The sequence below is a fragment of the Zobellia galactanivorans genome, from assembly GCF_000973105.1.
Taxonomy (GTDB): domain Bacteria; phylum Bacteroidota; class Bacteroidia; order Flavobacteriales; family Flavobacteriaceae; genus Zobellia; species Zobellia galactanivorans.
The window spans coordinates 833,392-845,493 of sequence record NC_015844.1; the positions used below are offsets into that span (position 1 = coordinate 833,392).

The following is a 12,102-nucleotide window of genomic DNA, read 5'->3' on the forward strand; positions in this document are numbered from 1 at the left end:
TACCTATTTTAAAGTCAATACCAAATCTTCGGAATTTACCAAAGACCCCCCTTGTAATTGTATTTTAGCAACAACCCCCTCTTCGGTAGCCGTTACGGTCGTCTCCATTTTCATGGCCTCGATAACGAAGAGCGGCTGGTTCCTTTTCACCTCTTGGCCCGTCTTGACAAGTACATTGGAAAGTAGTCCCTGCAATGGCGCCCCAATTTGTTTGGGATCACTCGGGTCTACTTTTATATTTTCCTGCTTTTCCACTTTTACGGAAGTATCCTTGATCAAAATATTTCTAAGTTGACCGTTGATCTTAAAGAAGATACTAACGTTACCGGCCTCATCGGGCTCACCTTTGAGCATCAATGAAATCAGAACGTTCTTTCCCCCTTCGAGCTCGACCATGATCTCTTCTCCCACTTCCATGCCGTAGAAGAAATTTTTCGTCGGTATATTTACCAAATTTCCGTACTTCACATGGTTGTTATAGGCATCGGTAAAGACTTTCGGGTATAATTTATAGGAAAGAAAATCGGTCATTTCGAGTTCCCTACCCATTCCCTTTTTGAACTTTCGCCTAAAAGCCTTGAACTCCTTATCAAAATCTATGGGTTCGAGATGCGCGTTGGGCCTGTTGGTATATGGCTTTTCGTCCTTTAGAACGATTTTCTGCAATTTCTTTGGAAATCCACCGACCGGTTGTCCCAAGTCTCCCCTAAAAAAGCTTTTTACCGATTCGGGAAAAGAAATATCCTCTCCCTTTTCCATAACATCCGCAACGCTTAGGTTGTTGCTGATCATATATTGCGCCATATCGCCGACTACTTTCGAGCTCGGGGTAACCTTGATGATATCCCCGAACATTTGGTTGACCTCGGCGTACATTTTGGTGACCTCGGTAAACTTATCCTCAAGCCCCAAGGCAATGGCCTGTCCTTTTAGGTTGGAATATTGTCCTCCAGGAATTTCATGATGGTACACATCGCCCGTACCCGATTTCAATCCCGATTCAAAAGTGTAATAGTAATTACGGACAGTTTCCCAATAGTTGGAGTATTCGGCGAGTTTTTCGGTATTCATCGGATTCTCGCGCTCATGAAAGCGGAGCATCTCCAAGACCGAATTGAAGTTGGGCTGGGAAGTGAGTCCCGAAAGTCCGCCCAAAGCCACATCGACCACGTCTACACCAGCTTCGACCGCCTTTAAATAGGTAGCCGTCTGTACCGAGGAAGTATCGTGGGTATGTAAATGGATAGGAATATTGATTTCAGATTTCAAAGCCTGGATCAATTCAAAGGCGGCATTCGGCTTTAAGAGTCCGGCCATATCCTTTACACCTAAAATATGGGCTCCGGCATTCTCGATATCCTTGGCGAGTTGCACGTAGTATTTTAGGTCGTACTTTGTTTTGGAGGGATTTAGAATATCGCCCGTATAGCAAATGGAACCTTCGGCCAAACCACCGGTTCTGGTTCGTACGTGCTCAATACATGGGGCAATGGACTTCATCCAGTTTAACGAATCGAAAATCCTAAAGACATCTACGCCCGTATTCCACGATTCTTCTACAAATTTCTCGATCAGGTTATCGGGATAGGCCGTATACCCTACGCCATTGGAACCTCTAATAAGCATTTGCAGCAATACGTTGGGCATGGCCTTACGCAACAGGGCCAAACGCTCCCATGGATTTTCATGCAAGAACCTCAAGCAAACATCAAAAGTGGCGCCTCCCCAGACTTCCATGGAAAATATTTCGGGATGATTCTTGGCATAGCCTTCGGCCACTTTCATCATATCTATGGTCCGCATGCGGGTCGCCAACAAACTTTGGTGGGCATCGCGCATGGTGGTATCGGTAAAATGTACTTTTTTCTCCGCCTTGAGCCATTGGGCAAATTGCTCAGGCCCCAATTCGGTCAACAAATCCTTGGTACCCCTTGGATGCCCGTCCATTTTCGGAAAGGAAGGAATTGTCGGTTTGCTAAAAATACGGCCAGGCTCAAGCTTCTTAACATCGGGATTGCCGTTTACTATGACCTCCCCTAAAAATGTAATCAGCTTATTGGCCCGGTTTCGGGGTTCGGTGAACTCAAAAAGTTTAGGTTCGTTCTTAATGAAATTGACCGTTACCTTGCCCTCGCGAAAAGTTTCGTGCTTCAAGATATTATCGAGAAAGGCCATATTGGTATTCACCCCACGGATACGGAATTCGGCCAAGGCACGGCGCATTTTTCTACAACAACCATCAAGCGTTCGGCTACGCGCCGAAACCTTTACCAACATGGAATCGAAAAAAGGCGAGATAACCACCCCTTGATAAATGCTTCCCGCATCTAAACGAATACCAAAACCGGAAGCACTTCTATAAGTAGTGACCACCCCGTAATCGGGTTTGAAGTCATTCGATGGGTCTTCAGTAGTTATTCTACATTGCAGTGCTATACCCGTTACTTGAACCGATTCTTGATTCGGTATTTTTATCTGGGTATCCGACAGTTTATATCCTCCCGCTATAAAAAGTTGGGCCTTTACCAAATCGATATTGGTAATCATTTCGGTAACCGTATGCTCTACCTGAATACGCGGATTCACCTCTATAAAATAGATACTACCGTCATCGTCTACCAAAAACTCCACCGTACCGATATTGTTATAATCGACCGCCTTGCAAATGGCTATGGCATAACGATATAGACTATCCTTGGTCTCTTGTGGGAGTCCTATCGACGGGGCGAATTCTATAACCTTCTGATACCTCCTTTGTACGGAACAATCGCGTTCGTACAAATGCACGATGTTTCCATGGGTATCGGCCACGATCTGTATTTCGATATGTTTGGGGTTCTCTACAAACTTTTCGAGGAAGACCGTATCGTCTCCAAAGGCGTTCAACGACTCCCTTTTGGCTTCGGGAAAGCCCTTTTCAAGCTCCTCTTGGGTCCGAATGACGCGCATTCCACGTCCACCACCACCCGAAGCCGCCTTTAACATCAAGGGATAACCAATGCGATTGGCTTCGGCTATGGCCGTCTTTACATCCTTCAGGTCCTTATCGCTGCTCTGAATTATGGGAATATTGTTCGCCACCGCTACCTCCTTGGCGGTGATCTTATCGCCCAAGGCCTTTAATACCGAAACTTTAGGACCGACAAAGACAATACCGTTGTCAGCGCATTTTTGGGCGAACTTGGCGTTCTCCGACAAAAATCCGTACCCCGGGTGAATGGCATCTACATTGTTCTCTTTGGCCACCTTTATAATGGCGTCGATATCCAAGTAGGGTTTTAACGGTTCGTTATCCTCCCCTATTTGATACGATTCATCGGCTTTGTAGCGGTGTAAGGAATACCGGTCTTCGTAAGTATAGATCCCAACCGTTCGCACACCGATCTCAACACAGGCCCTAAAAATACGTATGGCAATTTCACCTCTGTTCGCTACTAAAACCTTTTCTATCTTCATGTTTGTGCGTTGTTTAAAATTATTACCCTTGAACCGATTCAAACAAACTTAACTTTTTTGCTCTAGGATAGCAATATGACACCCCTATAAATTATAGGAATTTTGTGACGTTTCTATGTCACCTTAAGAAAGTCAGTTTGCGCTTTACTTGATATTCCGAACCTAAAATAGTATCTTCAGCTAAAGAATAATATCACATGGGAAGAGGAGACAAAAAATCGAGAAGAGGGAAAATTGCCAATCGCTCTTACGGGGCAAGGCGCCCTAGAAAAATTAAGAGACGCCCTACCGTAGAAGAAAAAATCAGCCTAAAGAAAAAGAAATAGATTACCTGATAAAAACAGGTTCGTTTTCTTTTAAGGTATGTGACGGGCTAAACTCATATTCGTTATAGTTGAACCCTTTCAGTTCATCAAGGCTTTGCACTTCGTTATCTATAATATAACGAACCATGGCACCGCGCGCTTTCTTCGCAAAGAAACTAATAACCTTGAGCTTGTCGTTTTTCCAATCTTTGAATATGGGGGTAATAATAGGTACTTTCAGCGCCTTTTTGTCAATGGCACTAAAATATTCGTTGCTCGCCAGGTTGATAAAAAGCTCATCGTCTTTCAATTCCGAATTCAAGGTATCGGTCAGGGTCTTTTTCCAAAACTCGTAAAGGTTCTTCTTTCTACCGACCTTCAGCTGCGTACCCATTTCCAAACGATAGGGCTGCATAAGGTCAAGGGGGCGAAGAATACCGTACAATCCCGAGAGGATACGTAATCTTTCCTGTAATTTCTCCATCTTATGGGAGGGTATGGTATAGGGATCCAGTCCCTGATAGACATCACCCGTGAACGCATAAATGGCCGGTCTGGAATTTTTCAGGGTAAAAGGCACTTCAAAGTTCTGGTTTCGCTCATAATTGAGCTGGGCCAAATTATCGGAAATCCCCATAAGCTCAGATAGGGCCTTTGGACTTTTTTTGGCCAAAACCTTGTTCAGGCTCTGGGCCTCATCTAAAAATTGTGGTTGTGTTTCCTTATATTTTGGATATTCTTTTTCAAAATCCAAGGATTTTGCAGGAGAGATAACGATTTTCATGCTTGTGTCTATTTCAAAACTTCAGGTAAAAATACTGATGATCCAGAGTAAAACCTATGCATTTGGAAAAGAGTTATCGATAGGGCTATCGATGTTCCTTATAACCTATTTGCTACTGTGCTGTGCATAGTGCCTCCATTTATCGATACAATCGACCATATCTTGGGGAATTTCAGAATCGAAACGCATGGTCTCGCCCGTTACGGGATGTACAAAACCCAAGGTTTTGGCATGTAAGGCCTGCCGGGGCAGTACTTTGAAGGCGTTGTCCACAAACTGTTTGTACTTGGTAAATGTGGTGCCCTTTAATATTTTATCACCTCCATAGCGCTCATCGTTAAAGAGGGTATGGCCTATGTATTTCATATGCGCCCGGATCTGATGGGTACGACCTGTTTCGAGCTTACACGACACCAAGGTTACATAACCCAACCTTTCTATAACGGAGTAATGCGTTACGGCTTCCTTGCCTTCATCGCCCTCAGGGAAGACCTGCATTTGTAAGCGGTTCTTTGGATTTCTGGCAATATTGCCCTCAATTGTCCCATGATCATCCTCCACATTGCCCCATACCAAGGCTATATATTCCCTTTCCGATGTTTTATCGAAAAATTGTTTGGCAAGATGGGTCATTGCAGCCTCGGTTTTGGCTACCACTAAAAGTCCCGACGTATCCTTATCTATACGGTGCACCAAGCCTGGCCGTTCGTTACTATTTACAGGAAGGTCTTTGATATGATGTAGTAGCGCATTGATCAGCGTACCCGAATAGTTACCATGACCTGGGTGTACCACCATTCCGGCGGGCTTGTTCACCACCAAGAGCACATCGTCTTCGTAAACGATATCGATAGGAATATCTTCAGCAACCAAAAGAAATTCATGCGGCGGATGCTCGAACAAGACCTTTACCTCATCGCCCGGTTTTACCTTGTAATTTTGTTTTACGATAGCCCCATTGACCCAAATATGACCACTTTTCGCAGCCTGTTGGATTTTGTTTCGGGTAGCGTATTCTATGAAATTCATTAAGAATTTATCGACCCTTAACGGTTCTTGACCTTTTGAGGCTACAAAACGGTGATGCTCAAAAAGCTCGTCATCGTTCAGTTCTTGGTTTTCCGGTGTTTGCATGTATTATTCTGAATCTGCTTGAACCCTGGCCTGATCGGTAATGGAGCCATTACCACAAACCAATTCTATCTTAGAGGTTTTAGGCAGCTTGTCGCCGGGTTTGATTTGCTTGCCCTTGTACTTAATATAATAGACCATGTCTTTACCCAACTGGTCAATATAGGTAACCCGCTGCACATCAAGACCTACGGCGCGTAACATTGAGGTAGCGTTACGCTGGGTAACCTGTATAATATTAGGAACGGAAACTTTTTTATAGCCGGAAGGATTTACGGTCAGATAAATTTTTCGGTTTTCCTTGACCTTACTACCCGCCGGTGGATTTTGCTCTATAATCGAAAACCTCGGATACTCGGGATTGAAGTTTGCCGAATCGAGAACTTCATATCTTAATTTTGCTGCTTCTGCCGACTTACGCATATCGGGAACCGACATCTTGGCAAAATTGGGCACTTCAACAAATTCACCGTGATTGGTGGTAGAGCTTAACCAGCGCAATACAAAAATCGATACAACTACCAAAAGCACTATCGCCAGGCCTAGTTGAATAAAAAACACCCTACTTTTTAAAAAGTTGAAAAAATTACGCATATGTTTATTTTAACGGTACAAATATAGTGAACTCGTATTGCTTTTTTTGTTTAATTTCGGTTTCGTTTTATTGCCAAGAATTTAAACGGTCGTATGAAGAAAAATATTGCCATCATTATGGGGGGCTACTCTAGCGAGTACAAAATTTCGTTAAACAGTGGAAATGTAGTACACCGCTACCTGAACAAAGAAAGGTTCAACACCTATCGTATCCATATTTTTAAAGAAAAATGGGTCTATGTTGATGCAAACGAAAAAGAACACCCGGTAAACAAGGCCGATTTTACGGTAAACACCGATCAGGGTCACGTGGCTTTTGATTGTGTTTTCAATGCCATTCACGGCACTCCGGGCGAAGACGGCCTCATGCAGGCTTATTTTGAGCTGCTAGGCATTCCCCAGACCTCATGCGACTATTACCAATCGGCCCTTACCTTTAATAAGCGTGACCTTTTAAGCGTATTGAAGCCGTATGGTATAAAATCCGCCCCATCTTATTATTTGAACCTCGGCGACCCGATCGATGAGGAAGCGATTATTGCCAAGGTAGGCCTACCCTGTTTCGTAAAGGCCAACAAAGCCGGCAGCAGTTTTGGCATTTCCAAAGTACATGAAAAAGAAAATTTAAGAAGCGCCATAGACAAGGCCTACCAAGAAGACGATGAAATTATCATTGAAGGCTTTCTCGACGGAACGGAAGTTTCCGTTGGCGTGATTACCTACAAAGGAGAAACCAAGGTGTTGCCCATTACCGAAATCGTTTCGGAAAACGACTTCTTTGATTACGAAGCAAAGTACCAAGGCAAATCGCAAGAAATAACCCCTGCCCGCATTTCCAAAATACAGCGAGACAAGGTGGAAGAAATGGCCAAGCGCGCTTACGAAGTATTAAAAATGAAAGGTTATTCAAGAAGCGAGTTCATATTTATTGAAGACGAACCTTATATGTTGGAGATGAACACCACCCCTGGCCTGACCACCGAAAGCATATTACCACAGCAGGCCGAAAAGGCCGGCATTTCTTTGGAAGAACTATTTACAAGCGCCGTTGATGAAGCACTCAACCAAAAATGACCTACCTTTAAGAAATAAGATACGCTCCTAAAACGAACAAACCCATGAGACGCGCAATTTTTCCCGGTTCTTTCGACCCTTTGACCCTAGGCCACTTCGATATCATACAAAGAGGTATCACCCTGTTCGACGAACTTATCATTGCCATTGGTGTAAATTCCGAAAAGAAATACATGTTCACCTTAGAAGAGCGCATGCACTTCATCGAACAGGCGTTCAAAGACGAGCCTAAAATAAAGGTACTCACTTACGAAGGGCTGACCGTAGACTTTTGTAAGAAAATAGAAGCGGACTTCATTCTGAGGGGGTTAAGAAATCCGGGGGACTTTGAATTTGAAAAAGCGATTGCCCATACGAACAGAAAATTATCTGAAATAGAAACCGTTTTTTTATTGACCTCCTCAGGAAAATCTTACATCAGCTCGTCAATTGTCAGGGACGTAATTCGAAACGGAGGCGACTATACGGGCCTCGTACCGGATACCGTACGTATTTCATAGACCCTAAACCGCCTTTCACCCTAATAATTCGTTAAAATACACAAATGTTAAAATAAAATCGTATTTTGTAAGTAAATACGACGCTTTGGCTATTTAAAGTCGTAAACATCCCATTTTTCTTGCAACACAACGAGTTTTATACTATTCACAACAAAGGTTTAGATATAAAGTAAAATGCCTCTACTTTAGTCAGAAATTACAGTAATATGTTGAACGGAACCAAAACCATACAAAACAACCCCCTTGTAAAACAGCTGCCATCAGCCACTGTTTTCACGAACAAAAAGTTCGAGGTTGTGTATGCGTCCGATAAATTCGTACGTGATTTTGGTTTTGATTCCCAGCTCGTTTTTGGCAAACCCATCAACGAACTGTTCACTACTTTGTCGGACAATTGGGAGAACACTTTGTACAACTGCCTTTCCAATTCTTCTGAGCACCTCAACGTTACTTACAGCTTAAAAAGCGAAGCAGATGCCAAATGGTATAAATGGTCATGCACGGCTTGGCTGAACGATACCAATGAAACCATGGGGCTGATCATTCACTTTAACGATATTACCGAAGAGAAACTAAAAGGGGAAAAAGTAGCCAAGCTTCAATCACTTCTTGATGCCACTTGCGAAATCAGTAAAATAGGCGTTTGGGAATATGATTTTATGAGCGATACACTTATCGGCTGTGATGTTATTCGCGAAATCTATGGGGTTTCCAAAGATTACAAATTCAGCTTTGACTCGGCCATCAGCCAATACAAAGACGGACACAGTAGAAATACCATTGCCATGCACGTGCACGATACCTTAATGAACGGTAAGACTTGGAATGAAAAACTACAGTTCAAAACTATAAAGGGCAAGGAAATTTGGGTACAGGTAGCTGGTATGCCCACCTATATCGACGGTAAAATCGTAGGCCTAAAAGGCACTTTACAGAACATAGAGGAACAGATACGCCGTGAGGCCAAGACCAAGGAAAACGAGCTCTTGATGCGCACGCTTATCGACAACCTGCCCCTGAACGTTTTTATAAAGGACACAGAGTCTCGAAAAATTCTGGTAAACAAATCGGAATGCGAGTATATGGGCGTCGAAAATCCCGACCAATTATTGGGGAAAAATGATTTTGATCTCTTTGATAAAGACGTAGCCCAAATATCGAGGGCAGAAGACCTCCATGTAATGGAAACCTTAATACCTATGTTGGGCCGTGAAACGACCAGCAGGACCAAAGATGGTAAAATGGTGACCTTTCTCACCTCAAAAATACCCTTAAAATCCAACAACGGAAAGGCTCAGGGCCTCGTAGGTATCAGTATGGATATCACGGACCTGAAACAAAAAGAACAAGAACTACGCGACCTGATCAACGTTACTTCCCAACAAAACAAAAAACTGGTCAACTTCGCACATATCGTTTCGCACAACCTACGTTCGCACACAGCTAATTTTTCTATGCTTTTAGACTTTTTGGCCCACGAAAAGAACGAAAACGAAAAGGTTAAGATTACAGAAATGCTTACCCAAGCTTCTGACAATCTACTGGAAACCCTAGAAAACCTGAACGAGGTAGTTGCCATAAACACCAATATCAACCTTAAAAAGAAACCCGTACGGCTCAACCAACGTATAGCTTCTGTAAAACATAATCTCAAACCTTTTTTTACAAGCAACGAGGCCCGAATTATCAATACGATTAGCGACGATGTAAAAATAAACGTTATACCATCGTACATCGACAGCATACTGATGAACTTCTTTACCAATGCCATCAAATACAAGCATCCGGACAGAAGCCCTATAATCAGGCTGGAAACTAAACATGAGGAGGGCTACACCATTCTCTCCATCTCAGATAACGGACTCGGTATCGATCTGAATAAGTATGGCGAAAAATTATTCGGTATGTACAAGACCTTTCACGACCATAGTGATTCTAGAGGTATTGGCCTATACATTACAAAAAATCAAATTGAAGCTATGAACGGCAAAGTAACCGTTGCCAGTGAGGTAGGCGTAGGCACCACCTTCAAAATCTATTTTAATGAACAAAATTGAGAGTATTTGTATTATCGATGATGATCCGATTACGGTGTTCGGCATTCAAAAAATGTTGAGCCTCGTTGTGCAGTGCGATGATATTACAGTATACCGTAATGGCAAGTTGGCAATTGACGGAATCAAACGACGAATAGAAGAAAACAAGCAAGCCCCACAGGTCATTTTTTTAGACATCAATATGCCCATCATGGACGGATGGCAATTTCTAGATGAATTCATAACCCTGTCCACAAAAGAAAAAGTAAGGGTAAACATTATTACCTCTTCCATAGACAAAATCGACTTACAAAAATGGGAGTGCTTCAAGCAAAAAACCGACCACACCATTACCTTCAACAACAAACCCATCCGTAAAGAACACGTTGCCGAGATTACCAAAGTAGCATAGTTAAAACTTGGTTGTTTTTGCTTATTTTTGGTATATGCGACAAAGATTTACGAAAATTAGCTCGGGGATATTCAACCTTCTTGTTCTGACCCTGTTGTTCTGTTCTTCTTGCGAAAGCGAACAAGATGACCAAACAGCAGATTACAAGACCCGTTTTGAACTCAGTAAGGGCACGGAAACGGCCACCTACCTAGAGACCATCGATTTCTACATCCGATTGGCCAAAGATTTTCCCGAAATCAATATGCAGACCATCGGCAGTACCGATAGTGGCTATCCGCTTCATATTATCACCTACAACCCCGATGGCGATTTCAACTTAAAAAAAGTAAGTAGCGACAAGACCATTTTGTTTATAAATAACGGCATTCACCCTGGGGAGAGCGACGGTATTGACGCTACCATGCTCCTGTTCCGGGATTTTGCATCGGGAAAAATACCCGCCCCCAAAAACACGGTCCTGGTTACCATCCCCATATACAATATAGGCGGAGCCCTTAACCGAAACAATACAACAAGGGCCAACCAGAACGGCCCAAAGGCCTACGGTTTTCGCGGCAACACCCTAAACTACGACCTGAACAGGGACTTTATAAAGGCAGACACCAAGAACGCCCGTACTTTTTTCCAAATTTTCCATACGGTAAACCCTGATATATTCATCGACAACCACGTAAGCAACGGTGCGGACTACCAATACACCCTAACCCATCTTTTTACCCAACACAACAAATTCGGCGGCGAACTAGGCGATTATATTCACAACAAGATGATGCCCTCACTAGAAAAATCATTATTGGAAGATGATTGGAGCATTACCCCTTACGTCAACGTCTTCAACCAAGTACCCGAAAAAGGGTTTTCGCAGTTTATGGATTACCCCAGATACTCCACAGGATACACTACGCTTTGGAACACATTCGGCATGATGGTAGAAACCCATATGCTAAAGCCCTACAAACAAAGGGTTGAAGGAACCTATGAACTCATGACGAAAATGATTTCATTGGCAGAAACCGATGCCAAGGAAATAAAACGACTAAGGGCAGAAGCCAAACACAGACACAAGAATTGGACACACTACCCCACCAAATGGCAAATAGACACCACCAAAACAACCGTTTTGGATTTTAAGGGATATGAAGCCGATACGCTTACCAGCGAGGTTACCGGACTCACCCGTTTGAAATATGACCGAAACAAGCCCTTTGTCAAGAAAGTCAATTATCAAAACCATTATATCTCGACAGACTCGGTCGAAATTCCCGAAGCCTACGTTTTAAAAAAGGGATGGCACAAAGTACTTACCCTGCTTGACCTCAACAAGATCAACTACAACACCATACAGAAAGATACGGTGATTGCCGTAGAATCATACAAAATAGACCATTACAAGACCTTAGACTACCCTTATGAAGGGCATTACCCCCACTACGACACCAAAGTAAAGGTCAGCGTTAAAAACATAAAGTTTCAACAAGGCGATATTCTTATACCTACCGACCAAGAAGGCATCAGGTATATTATTGAAACCTTGGAACCCGAAGCCACGGATTCGTTCTTTAACTGGAATTTTTTCGATAGTATTTTACAACAAAAGGAAGGTTTCTCTCCCTACGTTTTTGAAGATGAAGCTGCCGAATTACTAAAACAAAACCAAGTATTAAAAGATAGTTTTCTCTCTAAAAAAGCCAACGACCCTGAGTTCAATGCCAATTGGTACGCCCAATTGGATTGGCTATTCAAGCGATCGAAGCACTATGAAGAGGCCCATTTACAGTATCCGGTATACCGTATAATAAAAAAGTAA

Annotated in this window: 10 protein-coding genes; 6 read left to right on the forward strand and 4 right to left on the reverse strand. The window is 42.9% G+C overall.

Going from position 1 to position 12,102, the window contains the following annotated elements:
* Positions 1 to 3: 3 nt before the first annotated feature.
* Entirely contained in the window at positions 4 to 3,456 is a 3,453-nt protein-coding gene (locus ZOBGAL_RS03170; RefSeq protein ID WP_013992056.1) for a pyruvate carboxylase, read from the reverse strand.
* Positions 3,457 to 3,653: 197 nt separating this feature from the next.
* Here ZOBGAL_RS03170 and ZOBGAL_RS23010 point away from each other — a divergent pair, with 197 nt between their 5' ends.
* A complete protein-coding gene (locus ZOBGAL_RS23010) occupies positions 3,654 to 3,782 on the forward strand; it encodes a 30S ribosomal protein THX (RefSeq protein WP_013992057.1) in 129 nt (42 codons plus the stop codon).
* A gap of 1 nt (position 3,783) precedes the next feature.
* On the opposite strand, the gene yaaA is transcribed toward ZOBGAL_RS23010, so the two are convergent.
* The 3 genes from yaaA to ZOBGAL_RS03185 all read right to left on the reverse strand — a co-directional run bounded on the left by yaaA (position 3,784) and on the right by ZOBGAL_RS03185 (position 6,270).
* Complete coding sequence (gene yaaA, locus ZOBGAL_RS03175; protein ID WP_013992058.1) at positions 3,784 to 4,545, reverse strand: peroxide stress protein YaaA; 762 nt, start codon at positions 4,543 to 4,545, stop codon at positions 3,784 to 3,786.
* 105 nt (positions 4,546 to 4,650) lie between these two features.
* Positions 4,651 to 5,679: an RluA family pseudouridine synthase gene (locus ZOBGAL_RS03180; protein WP_013992059.1), complete on the reverse strand. Its 1,029-nt coding sequence runs from the start codon at positions 5,677 to 5,679 to the stop codon at positions 4,651 to 4,653.
* 3 nt (positions 5,680 to 5,682) lie between these two features.
* Positions 5,683 to 6,270 (reverse strand): PASTA domain-containing protein, encoded by a 588-nt coding sequence (locus tag ZOBGAL_RS03185; RefSeq protein ID WP_013992060.1) that lies wholly within the window; start codon positions 6,268 to 6,270, stop codon positions 5,683 to 5,685.
* Positions 6,271 to 6,363: 93 nt separating this feature from the next.
* Between ZOBGAL_RS03185 and ZOBGAL_RS03190 the strand changes: the two genes are divergently transcribed.
* The 5 genes from ZOBGAL_RS03190 to ZOBGAL_RS03210 all read left to right on the forward strand — a co-directional run bounded on the left by ZOBGAL_RS03190 (position 6,364) and on the right by ZOBGAL_RS03210 (position 12,102).
* Entirely contained in the window at positions 6,364 to 7,344 is a 981-nt protein-coding gene (locus ZOBGAL_RS03190) for a D-alanine--D-alanine ligase (protein WP_013992061.1), read from the forward strand.
* Between the two features lie 44 nt (positions 7,345 to 7,388).
* Positions 7,389 to 7,844: a pantetheine-phosphate adenylyltransferase gene (coaD, locus tag ZOBGAL_RS03195; RefSeq protein WP_013992062.1), complete on the forward strand. Its 456-nt coding sequence runs from the start codon at positions 7,389 to 7,391 to the stop codon at positions 7,842 to 7,844.
* Between the two features lie 206 nt (positions 7,845 to 8,050).
* Complete coding sequence (locus ZOBGAL_RS03200) at positions 8,051 to 9,901, forward strand: PAS domain-containing sensor histidine kinase (RefSeq protein ID WP_013992063.1); 1,851 nt, start codon at positions 8,051 to 8,053, stop codon at positions 9,899 to 9,901.
* Entirely contained in the window at positions 9,888 to 10,292 is a 405-nt protein-coding gene (locus tag ZOBGAL_RS03205) for a response regulator (protein WP_013992064.1), read from the forward strand. Before ZOBGAL_RS03200 ends, ZOBGAL_RS03205 begins: the two co-directional genes overlap by 14 nt.
* Positions 10,293 to 10,326: 34 nt before the next feature.
* Positions 10,327 to 12,102 (forward strand): M14 family metallopeptidase, encoded by a 1,776-nt coding sequence (locus ZOBGAL_RS03210; RefSeq protein WP_013992065.1) that lies wholly within the window; start codon positions 10,327 to 10,329, stop codon positions 12,100 to 12,102.

Excerpts from the sequence above, each read along its gene's own strand:
- ZOBGAL_RS03170 (WP_013992056.1), bottom strand. The coding sequence starts at position 3,456 with ATGAAGATAGAAAAGGTTTTAGTAGCGAACAGAGGTGAAATTGCCATA.
- ZOBGAL_RS23010 (WP_013992057.1), top strand. The coding sequence starts at position 3,654 with ATGGGAAGAGGAGACAAAAAATCGAGAAGAGGGAAAATTGCCAATCGC.
- yaaA (WP_013992058.1), bottom strand. The coding sequence starts at position 4,545 with ATGAAAATCGTTATCTCTCCTGCAAAATCCTTGGATTTTGAAAAAGAA.
- ZOBGAL_RS03180 (WP_013992059.1), bottom strand. The coding sequence starts at position 5,679 with ATGCAAACACCGGAAAACCAAGAACTGAACGATGACGAGCTTTTTGAG.
- ZOBGAL_RS03185 (WP_013992060.1), bottom strand. The coding sequence starts at position 6,270 with ATGCGTAATTTTTTCAACTTTTTAAAAAGTAGGGTGTTTTTTATTCAA.
- ZOBGAL_RS03190 (WP_013992061.1), top strand. The coding sequence starts at position 6,364 with ATGAAGAAAAATATTGCCATCATTATGGGGGGCTACTCTAGCGAGTAC.
- coaD (WP_013992062.1), top strand. The coding sequence starts at position 7,389 with ATGAGACGCGCAATTTTTCCCGGTTCTTTCGACCCTTTGACCCTAGGC.
- ZOBGAL_RS03200 (WP_013992063.1), top strand. The coding sequence starts at position 8,051 with ATGTTGAACGGAACCAAAACCATACAAAACAACCCCCTTGTAAAACAG.
- ZOBGAL_RS03205 (WP_013992064.1), top strand. The coding sequence starts at position 9,888 with ATGAACAAAATTGAGAGTATTTGTATTATCGATGATGATCCGATTACG.
- ZOBGAL_RS03210 (WP_013992065.1), top strand. The coding sequence starts at position 10,327 with ATGCGACAAAGATTTACGAAAATTAGCTCGGGGATATTCAACCTTCTT.